Raw genomic sequence first — 16406 nt, forward strand, 5'->3', positions numbered from 1 at the left:
ATGAAACCCTTAGTCGATCTGTTTTTGCCACGCGGCGAAAAGGCCGCCGCATATCGCGATGCCAGCCAGGAAGTAGAAACCGTCCAGCGATGCCAGGAAGCTGGCCTGTTGCGCGACCGTCCGGCTGATTTCCACTATCGCCAGCGAATGCGCCTCGGACGGCGAGCGGCCGGCTGCGCTGAAACCGCTGCTCAGCGCAGCGAGCGAATTCTGGAACAACGGATTGTACGGATTCACGAACTCCGCGAGGCGGGCCTGGTGCAGTGCTTGCCGGTGTTGCTCGACAATGATCACCGAGGCTGTCGCGAACGAGATCGTCAGTTGCCGCACGATGTTTTTCAACCGGTAGCCATGCGTGAATTCTTCAATGGCAAAGATTCTAAACGTCAGATTGGCGACCGGCAGCACGATGAACAGCAACAGCAGGCCGCGCAGCAGCATTGGCACGATCAACGCGGCTTCGCCCACGCCCGGCGACATGCGCGTCATCCACGCCGCGGCGAACGCGGCCACCGCGAAGCCCGGCACGATGATCCACTTCTTGCGCGGCAGGAGCTTTGCGTAGCGCAGGTAGACGAACAGCGCGCTCGCCGAAATCAGCGACGTCACGCCGACCAGCTGCCCGGTATTCTCGACCGGATAGCCGAGGCCGCTCTCGAGGAAGCGCGACGTCAGATAGCTGAACACCGTCGAGATGTAGTAGTAGAACATGTACAGCACAAGCCCGACCTGGAAGACCTTTTCGCGCAGCGCATGCAGGCGCACCAACGGCGCCGGATGATGCCATTGATGGTACGCGAACCAGCCGAGCGCGACGATGCCCGCGACCGTCAGCAGAATCAGCCCCGGCGAGGCGCTGAACAGCTGGAATCGCACTTGTTGCATCACGATTTGCAGCGCGCCTTGCGCGAACGCGAAGATCAGATAAGGCCAGAAGTGCGCCGAGCCGCGTTCTTCCGGCAAGCGGTTGCCGGTGTCGGGCAGCGCGAGCAGGGCAAGGATCGCAAACAGCACGCCCACCGGCGCGGTGCTGGCGAACAGCGCGCGCCAGCCGAAGTGCGCAACCAGTTGGCCGCCGATCAACGGCGCCAGCGCACTGCTCAACACGATCAACGCCAGAAAGGCCCGGGTTGCCGTGGGCCGCTGCCGTGGCGTAAAGCTCATCTGGATCAGGATGCGGCAGGTGCCCATCATCGGGCCGATGAAGTAGCCCTGAAGGCCGCGTGCGAATGCGAGTTCGATCGATGACTCGCACAACGTGGCAGCGATCGCGCCCACCGAATAGAACAACATGCAGCCGGCGACGTAGCGCCGGTAACCGAAACGCTCGACCCACCATTGCTGTTGCAGGATGCCGAGCACTGCCGCCACCGCATAGGCGCTCGACGCCCACACCAGTTCATCCGGCGACGCGTTGATGCCGCCCGCGATGTGGCTGGTGAAAAACGAAAAGATCGCGCTGTCGAAATAGTCGAGGCCGGTGACGACGGCCAGCACCCACGGGAAAAAATCGCCACGCAGTTTTGCGGTGCTGAACAACGGTACGCGAGAGGAGGTGACGCTCATGCGGACTTGTCCGGCTCCGATGCGCCGGGTGCCGCTTCATCCTGCGTCTTCCGGCGTTTCGCGGACGACTCCGCCACCTTGGCGCGCGCGTTGCGCCGTTGCTCGAGCAGGATATCGGCGTTTTCTCCCGCGAGGCGGCGTTCGAGATAGTCGAGATCGGGTGCCAGCTCGGTCCGCAGCTTTTGCGCTTCCTTGAGTTCGCGGCGCATCGCTTCGATACGCGTGTCGAGCGCATCGACCTGTTGCGCGAGGGCGTCACGAATCTGCTGCAGCGATTCGTGCGAGTAACGGTGGCCGCCGTCGACTGCTTCGAGCGGGCGCTTGAGCATCTCGGTGATACCGTGCAGCGAGAAGCCGAGTGAGCGCAAACGCAGAATGCGGCCGAAACGCTTGAGATCTTCTTCGTCGTATAGCCGGTAGCGGCCTTCGCTGCGGCTGGGTGAGACGAGGCCTCGCTCCTCGTAGTATTTCAAAGTGCGCGGTGTGACGCCGAGGCGCTCGGCGGCGTCTCGCACGGTCAACAGGGCGGATGGATCCTTCGACATAGGGGATGGCAGGCTGGGCGGATTGACCGCATTATAGTACAACGTGTACGTTCACGTTCAGGTTTTCGGACTCCCCCGCATTGAATGGGGCGATGGTTGTGGGCCCTTGCCGATGCCGCGGACGAAAAAAAGCCGCTCGTTTGCGGCGAGCGGCTTTCTTGTGCGCTTTTTTGTCCGGCGCGGCTGGTTGCTTCTGGCGCAGCCTTGTGGCTTAAGCCTTAGCTGCCGCCGCCACGGCGCATCATGTCGAAGAACTCGGAGTTGCTCTTCGTTTGGCGAATCTTGTCGAGCAGGAATTCCATCGACTCGACTTCGTCCATGTCGTGAATGAACTTGCGCAGCACCCAGATCTTTTGCAGGACTTCGGGCTTGATCAGCAGTTCTTCGCGGCGCGTGCCGGACTTGTTCAGGTTGATCGACGGGTAGACGCGCTTTTCAGCAAGACGGCGCTCCAGGTGCACTTCCATGTTGCCGGTGCCCTTGAACTCTTCGTAGATCACGTCGTCCATGCGGCTGCCGGTTTCGATCAGCGCCGTGCCGATGATGGTGAGCGAGCCGCCTTCCTCGATATTGCGGGCGGCGCCGAAGAAGCGCTTCGGACGTTGCAGCGCGTTCGCGTCGACACCACCCGTCAGCACCTTGCCCGAGGCCGGCACGACCGTGTTGTACGCACGCGCGAGACGCGTGATCGAGTCGAGCAGAATCACCACGTCGTTCTTCATTTCGACGAGGCGTTTGGCTTTTTCGATCACCATTTCGGCGACTTGCACGTGACGCGCAGCCGGTTCGTCGAACGTGGAGGCGATCACTTCGCCGGCCACCGAACGCTGCATTTCGGTCACTTCTTCCGGGCGTTCGTCGATCAGCAGCACGAACAGCACGACATCCGGATGGTTCTGCTTGATGGCGTGGGCGATGTGCTGCAGCATCACGGTCTTGCCGGACTTCGGCGACGCAACCAGCAGGCCGCGCTGGCCCTTGCCGATCGGCGCGATCATGTCGATGATGCGGCCGGTGACGTTTTCTTCGCCGCGCATTTCACGTTCGAGCAGCAGCACCTTGTTCGGGTGCAGCGGCGTCAGGTTTTCGAACATGATCTTGTGCTTCGAGGCTTCCGGCGGCTGGCCGTTGACCTTGTCCACCTTGACCAGCGCGAAATAGCGCTCACCGTCTTTCGGCGTACGCACTTCGCCTTCGATCGTGTCGCCCGTGTGCAGGTTGAAGCGGCGGATTTGCGACGGGCTGATGTAAATATCGTCCGTGCTGGCGAGATAGGAGGTTTCCGGCGAACGCAAGAAGCCGAAGCCGTCCGGCAGCACTTCGAGCGTGCCGTCGCCGAAGATCGTGTCGCCCGTTTTGGCTCGTTTTTTTAGAATGGCAAACATCAATTCCTGCTTGCGCAGGCGGTTTGCACTTTCGATCTCGAGGCCATTGGCCATCTCGATCAATTCGGACACGTGCAGAGTCTTAAGCTCGGATAAATGCATACGGAGAACCCGCAGGAGAAGGTGCGACGAAATGAAATCTGGGAGGAGAGTGAGCGGAACCGCTCAAGGACTTACACGTCTTTTCGACGTTTTGCGGATTCTAGCATAGCACACGCCAATTTCCGCCAGTGCGGCGGCATGGCATCTTTCTTATCAGGCGTGTTGTCGCCGGACAACACGCCGAAGACGGCGCCTGACGGTCTCGAGGGACCTGGGGCGCCGATGCGACCGCTTTACAGGTTGCCGTCGAGGAACGCGGTGAGTTGCGACTTCGACAATGCGCCGACCTTCTGCGCGGCGACAGCGCCGTTCTTGAAGAGGATCAGCGTGGGGATGCCACGCACGCCGAACTTGACCGGCGTCGATTGATGTTCGTCGACGTTGATCTTGGCGATTTGCAGGCGATCGGCGTAATCCTTCGCAACTTCGTCGAGGATCGGCGCGATCATCTTGCACGGACCGCACCATTCAGCCCAGAAGTCGAGCAGCACGGGTTTATCGGATTTCACGACGTCCTGTTCGAACGATGCGTCGCTAATATGCTTGATTGATTCGCTCATTGTATGAATACCTCTATCGGTTCGAGGCCCGCCTGAATTGCTCGCCACGATACGTCAAAATCTAGGGAAACTTCCGTTCGCTTTGCCGCAATCGGAGCCTTGCTGCGCATACTTGAAAGAGTTGGGAAACTCATTCCGGAATGCGTGGAAAGCTCGCGTTTGCGGGTCATCCGTACGGCAGTTTAGCTTAATTCGCTATGCGTTGCCGGTGGTGATAGTACTCATCAAGGGCAGTGGGGCCAACGGCTGCCGGTGAAGTATCTCGACGTTCTGATAACCGCGACGCAGCTTATCTGGTGGCTGGCCGCGCAAACTCAAGTGTCCCGCGCGTGTTCTTCGAGGGTGCCGCCTATATGAAGCGAAGCTCCTGATTCGGCGCGTCGATGTCAGTTTGGTCGTATTAACAGTCGCGCGACCGGCCAAGCGATGATAGAATGTTTCGTGACGGGCCTCCTCGCATGGAGGGATGGTCAACCTGGTCAGGTCGGGAACGAAGCAGCCACAGCCGTTTTCCACCAGTGCCGAGGGTCGGGCTCGTCACCTTCCTTTTTTCTGTTTTTCCTCTGCAGCACCCCCCATCTCCTGTCTTACCAAGCATTGTCGAGCAGACGCTGCGGTAGCGTCGCAGTGGCATTTTCCGTGCGCTTCATCTATTTTTTTCTATCGGTCCGTTAGCCTGTTTCAATGAAGCGGCAATACGCGTTCGCGCACCGTCTCGATTCGGTTTTGCGCGCCATCGTTACTGATACAATTTCCGGATGACCTATCAAGTTCTCGCACGCAAATGGCGGCCGAAGGATTTTGCTTCGCTCGTCGGACAGGAGCACGTGGTGCGCGCGCTCACGCACGCGCTCGACGGTGGCCGTCTGCATCATGCCTATCTGTTTACCGGCACTCGCGGCGTCGGCAAAACCACGCTGTCGCGCATCTTTGCCAAGGCGCTGAATTGCGAAACCGGTGTGACTTCCACCCCGTGTGGCGTGTGCCGCGCGTGCCGCGAGATCGATGAAGGCCGCTTCGTCGACTATGTCGAGATGGACGCGGCGAGCAATCGCGGCGTCGACGAGATGGCGGCGCTGCTGGAGCGAGCGGTTTATGCGCCGGTCGACGCGCGCTTCAAGGTCTACATGATCGACGAAGTGCACATGCTGACCAACCACGCTTTCAACGCGATGTTGAAGACGCTGGAAGAGCCGCCTTCGCACGTCAAATTCATTCTCGCCACGACCGATCCGCAGAAGATCCCGGTCACGGTGCTGTCGCGCTGTCTGCAGTTCAATCTGAAGCAGATGCCGGCGGGGCACATCGTGTCGCATCTCGAGCACATTCTCGGTGAAGAGAGCGTGCCGTACGACGCCCAGGCATTGCGCCTGCTCGCGCGCGCGGCCGACGGCTCGATGCGCGACGCGCTCTCGCTGACCGATCAGGCGATCGCCTATTCGGCCAATCAGGTGAATGAAGACGCGGTGCGCGGCATGCTCGGCGCGCTCGATCAAAGCTATCTGATTCGCCTGCTCGACGCGCTGGCCGACGGTGACGGCGCTGCCGTGCTGGCGGTCGCCGACGAGATGGCGTTGCGCAGCCTGTCGTTTTCGACGGCGCTGCAGGATCTGGCGAGCTTGTTGCACCGAATCGCGTGGGCGCAGTTCGCGCCGTCGTCGGTATTGGACGAGTGGCCTGAAGCGGGAGATCTGCGTCGGTTTGCCGAGGCGTTGAGCGCCGAGCAGGTACAGTTGTTCTATCAGATCGCCACGATCGGCCGAAGCGAACTGGGTCTCGCGCCTGATGAATACGCCGGTTTCACGATGACGCTGTTGCGCATGCTGGCATTCGAGCCGGCGCCCACCGGTGGCGGCGGTACGGCTGCGGCACGGGCGGCAGGGCCGGCGGGGGCGGGTGGCGCGAAGCGCGCCGGCTCGCCGGCGGTCGCTGCGCAACAGGCGGTGGCGCCGTCGCGTGCGGTTGACGCGGCGGCCGCGGCGCCGGTGCGCTCGGTCAATCCGGTAGCAGAAGCAAAGCCCGCGACGCCCGGCTCGCAGCACCCTGCGCTCGCGGGGGCTGCGGAAAGTGCGGACACGCCGAAGCCAACTATGGGTGCGGCGGCAATCGTTCCCAGCTCTGCGACCGCTGTTGCATCCGCACCCGGGTTCGCCTCAGGCGAAGCGGACGCGGCGTCCACGCCTGCAGCGGCCAACGTCGTCGCCGCACCGGCTTTGGCGCCGTGGCAGGAAGAGCCATCAATCGAGCCGAATTTGAGCGATTCGGCGCCTGCAGGCGCGAGCGCGCCCCGAGCGGCTCCGACGCCCGAGGCGATGTCCCCGGCGCCGGCGATCGAAACGGTCGAAGCAACCGAAGCAACCGAAGCAATCAAAGTAGCGAGCGCCCCGGCCTTGGCCCCATGGGACGATGTGCCCGCCGAGCCAGCCCCGAGCGAATCACTCGCTGTGGTTGCTCCTGATGAATCAGCGACCGCGCCTTCGCTCGGCGCTCCGGCCACAGCCATAGCAGCCGCCATTGCGCGGACAGAAGAGCCCGCACCCATAGCGGCATCGCAAGAGCAGCCATCCGCAGCCGACATCCCGCCGCGCCGCGCAGGCGGCGCGAGCGACGCGCTCAATGTATTGCGCAGCGCCGGCCTGAAAGTGTCGTCGGATCGTGGCCGCGCTACCGCGGCGGCTTCCGCCGCCAGGCCCGCTGCAGCCCCGGCCGCGCCGAAGCCGGCCGCACCGCGCGTGGTCGTCAATGTGCCGACGCCGGGCGCCCCGCGCCGCGCGCCGCAGCAGGACGCCGCTCCTGCAGCGCGTGCGCCGTCGCCGCAGGCCCAGGAGCCGAACGGCTCGTCGAGCGCGCCGTGGGACGACATGCCGCCGGATGAATACATGCCGCTCACGGCAGCGGACGAGGGCTATTACGGCCTGCCGGACGACAACTACATGCCGGTGTTCGACAGCGGACCCGACGACGTCCGCGTGACCGCCGCGCCTGCGCCGACACCCGCGCCGGTGGTCGACAAGCGGCCGTTGCCGCCCGCCGTGCCACTCGATCCGCTAGGTTTCCAGGGCGACTGGCCCGCGCTCGCCGTCGATCTGCCGCTCAAGGGCATTTCGTATCAGCTCGCCTTCAACAGCGAATTGATGGCACTTGAAGGCAGCACGCTCAAACTGAACGTGCCGGTGCCGCAATACGCGGAGGCCTCGCAGGTCGCTAAACTGAAGGCCGCGCTCGCTGAAAAGCTCGGCCAGAACGTTGACGTGCTGGTCGAAGTCGGTCCGGCACGCCGCACGGCGGCCGCGCACGACGCCGCCATGCGCGCCCAGCGCCAGCAGGAAGCGGAGCGCGAAATCGGCGCCGATCCGTTCGTGCAGTCGCTGATCCGCGAGTTCGGCGCGAGCATCGTGCCCGGTTCGATCCGCCCGATTACGCAGGACGCCGGCCCGAACGGCGCGCCGTCTGCCCACTGATTCGCCGCGCCTCGTGGCGCACCCGATTTTCCGGATTTCACGCTATCAAGAAGGAGCATGTCCATGATGAAAGGCCAACTCGCCGGGCTGATGAAGCAGGCCCAGCAGATGCAGGAAAACATGAAGAAGATGCAGGAGCAGCTTGCATTGATCGAAGTCGAAGGACAGTCGGGCGCAGGTCTCGTCAAGGTGACGATGACCTGCAAGAACGACGTGCGCCGCGTATCGATCGATCCGAGCCTGCTCGCCGACGACAAGGACATGCTGGAAGACCTGGTCGCCGCTGCGTTCAACGACGCCGTGCGCAAGGCCGAGGCCACCGCTCAGGAAAAGATGGGCGGTATGACCTCGGGTCTGCCGTTGCCGCCGGGCTTCAAGCTGCCGTTCTGAGCGGCGTCGCTGCAAGAAGGGGCTCACGCCGCTGCGTTGAGCGCGGCGTGAGTTGAATACGCGGGCTGGGCTCGTTCCAATGCCCGCTCAGTTCGCAGTTTGCAGTTCCCGGTGCGCGCACGTTTGCATCGGTGCAGTTCGGTTCGGTCTGGTTCAGTCGTCGAGCGTGCCTGCCCGACATGCTGCCGGGCTGATAGAAACAACTGGAAGACGCGACTGGAAACAACCGCATCGCCACCCGCATGCCGGGCCTTACCAGGCCATACCAGGCCATACCAGGCAACACCCACTTCGACACCGCCGATCTGCATGAAACAACCTTCCGCCTTGTCGGCGCTCGTCGAAGCGCTGCGCGTGCTCCCCGGTGTCGGGCCCAAATCCGCGCAACGCATGGCGTACCACCTGATGCAGCACGATCGCGACGGCGCCGAAAAACTCGGCCGCTCGTTGCTGTTCGCGACTGAACATCTGCAGCACTGCGAGAAGTGCAACACGTTTACCGAAGCGCAGATCTGCGAGGTCTGCCTCGATGAGGCGCGCGATCCCGCGTTGCTGTGCGTCGTCGAGACGCCTGCCGATCAGATCATGCTCGAGCAGACGATGACCTATCGCGGCCTCTATTTCGTGCTGATGGGGCGGCTCAGTCCGCTCGACGGCATCGGCCCGAAGGAGATCCATTTCGACCGCCTGGTCAAGCGCGCGTCGGATGGCATCGTCAAGGAAGTCGTGCTCGCGACCAATTTCACGAATGAAGGCGAGGCCACCGCGCATTACCTCGGGCAGACGCTCAAGGCACGCGGTCTTACCGTGACGCGCCTCGCGCGAGGCGTGCCGGTGGGCGGCGAACTCGAGTATGTCGACGCCGGCACGATCGCCCGTGCGATGCTCGACCGGCGCTCGATGTAGCGCGATGCGACTGACTGCGCCACGTCGCGGCGCCGGCAACGCCTGAGCGAGCCGCGCGAGGCCGGTCCGCAACGCCGCGCGCCTCGCACCGTGCTTCGGCCAATACAGACATAGAGGAGACACATGAGCGTCAACCCCGATTCCAGCGCCACCGCCGCACCGAAAGGCCCGCTCGCCGGCGTCAAGGTGCTCGAACTCGGCACGCTGATCGCCGGCCCGTTCGCCGCGCGCTTTCTCGGCGAGTTCGGCGCCGACGTCGTCAAGATCGAAGATCCCAAAGGCGGCGACCCGCTGCGCAAATGGCGCAAGCTCTATCCGGAAGTCGGCGGCACGTCGCTATGGTGGGCCGTTCAGGCGCGCAACAAGAAGTCCGTGACGATCAATCTGAAAGCCGAAGAGGGCAAGGAGATTGTGCGGCGTCTGGCGAAAGAGGCCGATATCGTCGTCGAGAATTTCCGGCCGGGCTTATTGGAGAAGCTCGGGCTCGGTTATGACGTTCTGTCGGCCGAGAACCCTGGGCTCGTGATGGTGCGTCTGTCCGGCTACGGCCAGACCGGACCTTATCGTGACCGGCCTGGTTTTGGGGCGATTGCCGAATCGATGGGCGGTTTGCGCCACATCACCGGGTATCCCGACTTGCCGCCGCCACGCATCGGCATTTCGATCGGCGATTCGATTGCCGCGCTGCATGGCGTGATCGGCGCATTGATGGCGCTGCATCACAAACAGGTGAACGGCGGCAAAGGGCAGGTCGTCGACGTCGCGCTGTACGAGGCGGTCTTCAACATGATGGAGAGCGTGGTGCCGGAGTACGGCGTGTACGGCATGGTGCGCGAGCGCACCGGCGCGTCGCTGCCGGGCATCGTGCCGTCGAACACGTATCCTTGCCGCGACGGCAGCATCGTCATCGGCGGCAATAGCGACCCGATCTTCAGGCGCTTGATGATCGCCATCGAACGCGACGACCTGGCGAACGATCCAGCGCTCGCGCACAACGACGGCCGCGTGCCGCGCACCCAGGAAATCGACGGTGCGATCGCCGCGTGGCTCGCCACGCGCACCATCGACGAAGCGCTCGCCGTGCTGAACGCCGCCGACGTGCCGGTTGGCCGGATTTACAGCGTCGCGGACATGTTCACCGATCCGCAATACATGGCGCGCCAGATGATCCAGCGCTTCAAATGGCAGGACGGTCAGGAGATCACACTGCCGTCGGTGACGCCGAAGCTCTCGGAAACCCCCGGCGAAACGCGCTGGCTAGGCCCGGAACTGGGTGAACATACCGATGAAGTCCTGCAATCGCTAGGTTATGATTCTGACCACATTGCAAGGTTGCATGCGCAACAGATTGTGTGAGTGAGCGCGCGGCAAAAAGACAACAAAAGTTCGGAGACTAGAGACCATGCAACGCAGAACCTTCCTCGCCGGCACCGCCGCGCTCGCGGGCGCCACGTTCGCCGCTACGCCGCTTGCTTTCGCGCAAGGCAAACCCGAAACCACCAAGGTGGCGATCGCCGTCGGCGGCAAGAACCTGTTCTATTACTTGCCGCTCACGATTGCCGAGCGTCGCAACTACTTCAAGGATGAAGGGCTCGACGTCGAAATCTCGGATTTCGCCGGCGGCTCGCAAGCGTTGAAGGCGGCAGTGGGCGGCAGTGCGGATGTGGTCTCCGGCGCATTCGAGCACACCTTGCTGCTGCAGGCGCAAAAGCAGTCGTTCCGCGAATTCGTGCTGCAAGGGCGTGCTCCGCAGATCGTGCTCGCGATATCGAAGAAGGCGATGCCGAACTACAAGTCGATCGCCGATCTGAAGGGGAAGAAAATCGGCGTGACCGCGCCGGGTTCGTCGACCTCGATCATGGCGAGTTTCGTGCTGGCGAAAGCCGGCTTGACCGCGAAAGACGTCGCATTCATCGGTGTGGGCGCAGGGGCGGGTGCGATCGCGGCGCTGCAGTCGGGCCAGATCGACGCCATCGCCAATCTCGACCCGGTGATGACCAAACTCGAGCGCACCGGAGAGATCCGCGTCGTGTCGGACACGCGTACGTTGGCCGATACGCGCAGCGTGTTCGGCGGCGACATGCCGGCGGGGTGTCTGTACGCGTCGCAGAGCTTCATCACGAAGAATCCGAACACCACTCAGGCGCTGACCAATGCGATGGTGCGCGCACTCAAGTGGCTGCAAACGGCGACCGGCAGCGAGCTGATCAATACCGTGCCGGAAGGCTATCTTCTCGGCGACCGCGCGGTGTATCTGGACGCGTGGCAGCACGTGAAGGAGGCGATGTCGCCGGACGGCCTGATGCCCGCCGATGGCCCGGCCACGTCGCTGAAGACTCTGCAGGCGTTCGATCCGAACGTGCAGGGCAAGCCGATCGATCTGTCGAAGACGTGGACCAACGACTTCGTCAAGAAAGCGCTGGCGACGGTCAAGGCCTGAGTACCGTCGGCGTGAAACCAGGGACGGCAGGTGCCGCGTTCGCCTCGACCGTCACCGCCGCCGCCATGACGACATGACAAACCGAAACCGATCTTCGAAGCGAGTCGAACGATGACCGTTGCTGCCCTGGCGCTCGACAACATCACCTGCACGTTCGCTGCGCGGGACAACCGCGCGCAGCGCTACACCGCGGTCAAGGACACGACCTTGCGTATTGCGCCGGGTGAATTCGTCTCGGTGGTCGGCCCGACGGGATGTGGCAAATCCACTTTGCTGAATGTCGGCGCGGGTTTGCTGGAGCCGTCGTCGGGAACGGTCAGCGTGTTCGGCGAGCCGCTCAAGGGCATCAACCGGCGCGCGGGCTACATGTTCCAGGCCGACGCGCTGATGCCGTGGCGCTCGGCGATCGACAACGTGATGGCAGGCCTCGAGTTTCAGGGCGTGCCGCCGGCCGAAGCGCGCGGCAAAGCCGACGAATGGTTGAAGCGCGTGGGCCTCGGCGGTTTCGGCGACCGCTATCCGCATCAATTGTCGGGCGGCATGCGCAAGCGCGTCGCGATGGCGCAGACGTTGATCCTCGATCCGGACATCATCCTGATGGACGAGCCGTTTTCCGCGCTCGACATCCAGACGCGTCAACTGATGGAAAACGAGCTGCTCGATTTGTGGGCGGCGAAACGCAAAGCGGTGCTGTTCATCACGCACGATCTCGACGAAGCGATCTCGATGTCCGACCGCGTGGTGGTGTTGTCGGCGGGACCGGGCACGCATCCGATCGGCGAATTCACAATCGATCTGCCGCGTCCGCGCGACGTCGCCGAGATTCGCGCGCATCCGCGTTTCGTCGAGTTGCATGCGCAGATCTGGAGTGTGCTGCGCGATGAGGTGCTCAAGGGTTATCAGCAGCAACTCACGGCTGTTTGAGCAGGGCGCGTGGTTGCGCGTGTTGCGTTGTTGAGTTGCATCGCATTGCGGAGTGGCGTGGGCGTGGTGTGGCTGCACGTACGGATATCCGTAGTTGCATCCTGAAGTGCATCCCGTCGTTGAGTCCTGTACTAGCGTCGATCAATCGTCTAAGGCAAACCGAGTCATGTGGAAGACGTTGCGCCCGAACCGGGCGAACCTGGTGATCTGGCAATGGCTGCTGCTCGTGCTGTGCTTCATGCTCTGGTACGTGCTGACCAGTCCGACATTGCTGCCGGCGTTCTATTTCGACGACCCGAACAAAGCCGCATTCTTCTTCGGCGAGCCGCAGAAGGTGCTGCAGCGAATCTGGGAGTGGTTCACGGGCGGCGAAATCTATCTGCACCTGTGGATCACGCTGGTCGAAACGGTGCTCGCGTTCGTGCTCGGCACCGCGCTCGGGCTCGGCGTCGGTCTGTGGCTTGCGCTGTCGCCGCTCGCGAGTGCGCTGTTCGATCCGTACATCAAGGCCGCCAACTCGATGCCGCGCGTGATTCTCGCGCCGATCTTCGGGGTGTGGTTTGGCCTCGGCATCTGGTCGAAGGTGGCGCTGGGCGTCACGCTGGTGTTTTTTATCGTGTTCTTCAACGTCTACCAGGGCGTGAAGGAAGTGAGTCCGGTCGTGCTCGCCAACGCGCGGATGCTCGGCGCGAATCGCAAGCAGCTGCTGCGTTTTGTCTATCTGCCAAGTGCGATGAGCTGGGTGTTTTCGAGCCTGCATACATCGGTGGGCCTGGCGTTCGTCGGCTCGGTGGTGGGGGAATACCTCGGCTCGGCACGCGGCGTGGGCTATCTGATCCTGCAAGCCGAAGGCACCTTCGATATCAATACGGTGTTCGCCGGGATTCTCGTGCTGACCGCATTCGCGCTGATTCTCGATGCCATCGTCGGGGTTGGCGAGCGGCGACTGATGAAGTGGCAGCCGAAGTCGGGCGATACGGAAAAGCTGTAGCTCCACCTTTCCAACGGCTCAACAAAAACGGCGTGCGGTTTTTAAACCGCGCGCCGTTTTCTTTCCGGGCTTTCCCGCTCGAAGGAGCGGCTGCGGCAGCGCACGGCGCCTAAGGCGTAATCACCACCTTCCCGATTACCCGACGCTCCGCCATATCGCGCAGCGCACGGCCGGTGTCGTCGAGCGAATAGCGTTCCGACACATAGGGCTTGAGCTTGCCCTCGCCGATCCAGCCGGTCATCTGCTGGAACGCGGCGTGATTGTGCTGCGGCTCGCGTTTCGCAAAGTCGCCCCAGAATACGCCGACCAGACTTGCGCCCTTGAGCAGCGTCAGGTTGAGCGGCAACTTCGGGATTTCGCCGTTTGCAAAGCCGACCACCAGATAACGCCCGCGCCAGCCGATACTGCGAAACGCCGGTTCCGCATACACACCGCCGACCGGATCGTAGATCACGTCCGGACCCTTGCCGTCGGTCAGTGCCTTGATGCGTTCGCGCAGATCCTCGGTGCTGTAGTTGATGGTGGCGTCCGCGCCGTGCTTCACGCAGATAGCGAGCTTCTCGCTGCTCGACGCCGCCGCGATCACGCGCGCACCGAGCGCCTTGCCGATCTCGACCGCGGCGAGCCCGACGCCGCCGGCCGCGCCCAACACCAGCATGGTCTCACCGGCCTTCAACTGGCCGCGATCGACCACCGCATGGTGCGAGGTGCCATAGGCGAGCGTGAACGCGGCGGCCAGCTCGAAGTCGACACCGTCCGCCAGCGGCACGCACGCCGTGACCGGCGCCAGCGCCTGCTCGGCAAACCCGCCCGAGCCGGTGAACGCGACCACCCGCGAGCCTGGCTTGAACTGCGTCACACCGGAGCCGATCGCGCGCACGACGCCCGCGACTTCCGAGCCGGGCGTGAAAGGCAAGGGTGGTTTGAACTGGTATTTGTTCTCGATGATCAGCACATCGGGAAAGTTGACGGCGGCCGCTTTGACGTCGATCACGACGTGGCCGGGCGGCGGCTCGAGGTCCGGCAAATTTTCGACGACCAGGCTCTCCGGCGGCCCATATTGATTACAGCGAATCGCGCGCATCGTGTCTCCATATCGATCAGGGGTTCGCAAGCATTCTGAGTGTAAAACAATCCGCACGACCGTGCGTTTTTATTGTTCGAAGCCGGCGCGTGCGCGGTCGATAGCGATCGGCGCGGGACCCGGCGCGTGCGCTTTGGATGAGATGCGCGCAAGGCCTGCCGTGTCGTTCGCGTGCCTTCTTTCCTCGGTTACAATCGCCGCATGCGAATCCTACTCAGCAACGACGACGGTTATCTGGCGCCCGGCCTTGCCGCGCTTTACGAGGCGCTCAAGCCGCTCGCGGACGTCACCGTGATGGCCCCCGAGCAGAACTGCAGCGCTGCGTCCAATTCCTTGACGCTGTCGCGTCCGCTTTCGGTGCAGCGCTCGGCGAACGGTTTCTACTACGTCAACGGCACGCCCACCGACTCGGTGCACATCGCGCTGACCGGCATGCTCGACCATACGCCGGACCTCGTTGTCTCGGGCATCAACAACGGCCAGAACATGGGCGAGGACACGCTCTATTCGGGCACCGTCGCCGCCGCCACCGAAGGCATTATGTTCGGCGTGCCGGCCATCGCTTTCTCGCTGGTCGACAAAGACTGGGTGCATCTCGAAGACGCCGCGCGCGTTGCCGCCGAGATCGTCGCGCACTACCTCGAGCAACCGTTGGCGGGGCATCCGCTTCTGAACGTCAATATTCCGAACCTGCCGTACGCGCAACTCGGTGGCTGGCATGTCACGCGTCTCGGCAAGCGGCATCCGTCGCAGCCGGTAATCCGCCAGACCAATCCGCGCGGCGAGCCGATCTACTGGATCGGCCCGTCGGGCAGCGCGCGTGACGCGAGCGAGGGCACCGATTTCCACGCTGTCGCCAACGGCCACGTGTCGATCACGCCGTTGCAGCTCGACCTGACCCACACGCAAATGCTGCCCGCGGCGCGCGACTGGGCGCGCGCCGGCAGCGGCACTTCATGACCAGCGAGCGCGCAAAGCGCTTTCCGCTCGGCCTCGAGGACCTGGTGCGCGAACCGCGCCGTCCTGAAGGGCGTCCGGGCGAAGTGCGCGCAGCGGCGCTTGCCGCGAGCGCGGCGCTGAACGCCCGCCCGCAAGCGGCGAAGAATTCGCCGCTCGGCGCTGCAGGGAAAACCCAGGCGAAGTCGCCGCCGAGAGCGCAGACCTCACCGCAAGCAACGTCGCAAGCAAAGCCGCAGGCGAAGGCGCCGATCAAGGCGCCGGTGAGCTCGCCGGTCGGCACCCAGGCCAAGCCGCAAGCCAAACTGCAGGCCAAACCCCACGCTCCGGCCGTCGCGCAAGGTTCGGCCGCGCGCGCCGCGCCAAAACCCGCGTCGGTGAACAAGCCCGCCGCCAAACTCAACGAGCGCAGCGCTGTGCCGAATGTCGCGTTGAATGGCGCTTTGGCGCTGACTTCGGAACGCGTGCGCGAACGGATGGTCGAACGCCTGCGTGCGAACGGCGTGACCGATCAGCGCGTGTTGAACGCGATGTCGGTGGTGCCGCGCCACATGTTCGTCGACCCGGGCCTCGCAGCCCAGGCTTACGAAGATGCCGCACTGCCGATCGGCCATCACCAGACGATTTCCAAGCCCTCCGTGGTCGCGCGGATGATCGAGCTGGCGGCGGCCGGCCGCGCGTTGAACAACGTGCTCGAAATCGGCACCGGTTGCGGCTATCAGGCGGCGGTGCTGAGCCAGGTCGCACGGGATGTCTATTCGATCGAACGCATCAAGCCGCTGTCCGAACGCGCGAAGACAAACTTGCGTCCGCTGCGTATTCCGAACATCCGGCTGCACTACGGCGATGGCCGGCTGGGATTGCCGTCGGCGGCGCCGTTCGACGCGATCGTGATCGCGGCGGCCGGGCTCGACGTACCGCAAGCGTTACTTGAACAACTCGCGATCGGCGGCCGTCTGGTCGCGCCGGTCGGCTCGCAGGAAGGCCAGAACCAGGTGCTGACTCTGGTCGAACGCCTCGGACCCGCGCAGTGGCGCGAGTCGCGGCTTGATCGCGTTTTCTTTGTACCCTTAAAATCCGGAGTGATTTGACACC

The 16406-nt window shown here is 63.4% G+C and carries 14 protein-coding genes and 1 other RNA gene; 10 read left to right on the forward strand and 5 right to left on the reverse strand.

What is annotated here, in order from left to right; genetic code table 11:
* Positions 1-9 precede the first annotated feature (9 nt).
* From DSC91_RS33985 to trxA, 4 genes are all read right to left on the reverse strand, one after another.
* Complete coding sequence (locus DSC91_RS33985; protein WP_115782862.1) at positions 10-1566, reverse strand: MFS transporter; 1557 nt, start codon at positions 1564-1566, stop codon at positions 10-12.
* Positions 1563-2111, reverse strand: a complete 549-nt coding sequence (locus DSC91_RS33990) for a MerR family transcriptional regulator (protein ID WP_115782863.1) — start codon at positions 2109-2111, stop codon at positions 1563-1565. The genes DSC91_RS33985 and DSC91_RS33990 overlap by 4 nt, the downstream gene beginning before the upstream one ends.
* 218 nt (positions 2112-2329) lie before the next feature.
* Positions 2330-3598, reverse strand: coding sequence for a transcription termination factor Rho (gene rho / locus DSC91_RS33995; protein WP_006048863.1), 1269 nt, complete (start codon positions 3596-3598; stop codon positions 2330-2332).
* Between the two features lie 233 nt (positions 3599-3831).
* The gene (gene trxA / locus DSC91_RS34000) at positions 3832-4158 is read right to left on the reverse strand and encodes a thioredoxin TrxA (protein WP_054039468.1); all 327 of its coding nucleotides are present in this window, start codon (positions 4156-4158) and stop codon (positions 3832-3834) included.
* Positions 4159-4601: 443 nt separating this feature from the next.
* Between trxA and ffs the strand changes: the two genes are divergently transcribed.
* The 8 genes from ffs to DSC91_RS34040 all read left to right on the forward strand — a co-directional run bounded on the left by ffs (position 4602) and on the right by DSC91_RS34040 (position 13270).
* An RNA gene (ffs, locus tag DSC91_RS34005) (signal recognition particle sRNA small type) lies at positions 4602-4700 on the forward strand.
* A 216-nt stretch (positions 4701-4916) separates the two neighbouring features.
* Positions 4917-7619, forward strand: coding sequence for a DNA polymerase III subunit gamma/tau (gene dnaX, locus DSC91_RS34010; protein ID WP_115782864.1), 2703 nt, complete (start codon positions 4917-4919; stop codon positions 7617-7619).
* A gap of 63 nt (positions 7620-7682) precedes the next feature.
* A complete protein-coding gene (locus DSC91_RS34015) occupies positions 7683-8009 on the forward strand; it encodes a YbaB/EbfC family nucleoid-associated protein (protein ID WP_007182071.1) in 327 nt (108 codons plus the stop codon).
* A gap of 309 nt (positions 8010-8318) precedes the next feature.
* A complete protein-coding gene (gene recR, locus DSC91_RS34020; RefSeq protein WP_115782865.1) occupies positions 8319-8915 on the forward strand; it encodes a recombination mediator RecR in 597 nt (198 codons plus the stop codon).
* A 123-nt stretch (positions 8916-9038) separates the two neighbouring features.
* Positions 9039-10271 (forward strand): CaiB/BaiF CoA transferase family protein, encoded by a 1233-nt coding sequence (locus DSC91_RS34025; protein WP_115782866.1) that lies wholly within the window; start codon positions 9039-9041, stop codon positions 10269-10271.
* Between the two features lie 46 nt (positions 10272-10317).
* Entirely contained in the window at positions 10318-11355 is a 1038-nt protein-coding gene (locus DSC91_RS34030; protein WP_115782867.1) for an ABC transporter substrate-binding protein, read from the forward strand.
* A 111-nt stretch (positions 11356-11466) separates the two neighbouring features.
* On the forward strand, positions 11467-12279 hold the full coding sequence (locus tag DSC91_RS34035; RefSeq protein WP_115782868.1) for an ABC transporter ATP-binding protein: 813 nt from the start codon (positions 11467-11469) through the stop codon (positions 12277-12279).
* 166 nt (positions 12280-12445) lie between these two features.
* The gene (locus DSC91_RS34040) at positions 12446-13270 is read left to right on the forward strand and encodes an ABC transporter permease (protein ID WP_115782869.1); all 825 of its coding nucleotides are present in this window, start codon (positions 12446-12448) and stop codon (positions 13268-13270) included.
* A 109-nt stretch (positions 13271-13379) separates the two neighbouring features.
* On the opposite strand, the gene DSC91_RS34045 is transcribed toward DSC91_RS34040, so the two are convergent.
* On the reverse strand, positions 13380-14354 hold the full coding sequence (locus DSC91_RS34045) for an NADPH:quinone oxidoreductase family protein (protein ID WP_115782870.1): 975 nt from the start codon (positions 14352-14354) through the stop codon (positions 13380-13382).
* A 201-nt stretch (positions 14355-14555) separates the two neighbouring features.
* On the opposite strand from DSC91_RS34045, the gene surE reads away from it, so the two are divergent.
* A complete protein-coding gene (gene surE / locus DSC91_RS34050; RefSeq protein WP_115783608.1) occupies positions 14556-15314 on the forward strand; it encodes a 5'/3'-nucleotidase SurE in 759 nt (252 codons plus the stop codon).
* The gene (locus tag DSC91_RS34055) at positions 15311-16402 is read left to right on the forward strand and encodes a protein-L-isoaspartate(D-aspartate) O-methyltransferase (RefSeq protein WP_115782871.1); all 1092 of its coding nucleotides are present in this window, start codon (positions 15311-15313) and stop codon (positions 16400-16402) included. The genes surE and DSC91_RS34055 overlap by 4 nt, the downstream gene beginning before the upstream one ends.
* Positions 16403-16406 lie beyond the last annotated feature (4 nt).

Origin of the sequence: Paraburkholderia caffeinilytica (genome assembly GCF_003368325.1) — a bacterium.
Taxonomy (GTDB): Bacteria; Pseudomonadota; Gammaproteobacteria; order Burkholderiales; family Burkholderiaceae; genus Paraburkholderia; species Paraburkholderia caffeinilytica.

Coding starts and splice junctions, on each gene's coding strand:
- recR (WP_115782865.1), top strand. CDS start 8,319: ATGAAACAACCTTCCGCCTTGTCGGCGCTCGTCGAAGCGCTGCGCGTG.
- dnaX (WP_115782864.1), top strand. CDS start 4,917: ATGACCTATCAAGTTCTCGCACGCAAATGGCGGCCGAAGGATTTTGCT.
- DSC91_RS34015 (WP_007182071.1), top strand. CDS start 7,683: ATGATGAAAGGCCAACTCGCCGGGCTGATGAAGCAGGCCCAGCAGATG.
- DSC91_RS34025 (WP_115782866.1), top strand. CDS start 9,039: ATGAGCGTCAACCCCGATTCCAGCGCCACCGCCGCACCGAAAGGCCCG.
- DSC91_RS34035 (WP_115782868.1), top strand. CDS start 11,467: ATGACCGTTGCTGCCCTGGCGCTCGACAACATCACCTGCACGTTCGCT.
- DSC91_RS33990 (WP_115782863.1), bottom strand. CDS start 2,111: ATGTCGAAGGATCCATCCGCCCTGTTGACCGTGCGAGACGCCGCCGAG.
- DSC91_RS34030 (WP_115782867.1), top strand. CDS start 10,318: ATGCAACGCAGAACCTTCCTCGCCGGCACCGCCGCGCTCGCGGGCGCC.
- rho (WP_006048863.1), bottom strand. CDS start 3,598: ATGCATTTATCCGAGCTTAAGACTCTGCACGTGTCCGAATTGATCGAG.
- DSC91_RS33985 (WP_115782862.1), bottom strand. CDS start 1,566: ATGAGCGTCACCTCCTCTCGCGTACCGTTGTTCAGCACCGCAAAACTG.
- DSC91_RS34040 (WP_115782869.1), top strand. CDS start 12,446: ATGTGGAAGACGTTGCGCCCGAACCGGGCGAACCTGGTGATCTGGCAA.
- DSC91_RS34045 (WP_115782870.1), bottom strand. CDS start 14,354: ATGCGCGCGATTCGCTGTAATCAATATGGGCCGCCGGAGAGCCTGGTC.
- DSC91_RS34055 (WP_115782871.1), top strand. CDS start 15,311: ATGACCAGCGAGCGCGCAAAGCGCTTTCCGCTCGGCCTCGAGGACCTG.
- surE (WP_115783608.1), top strand. CDS start 14,556: ATGCGAATCCTACTCAGCAACGACGACGGTTATCTGGCGCCCGGCCTT.
- trxA (WP_054039468.1), bottom strand. CDS start 4,158: ATGAGCGAATCAATCAAGCATATTAGCGACGCATCGTTCGAACAGGAC.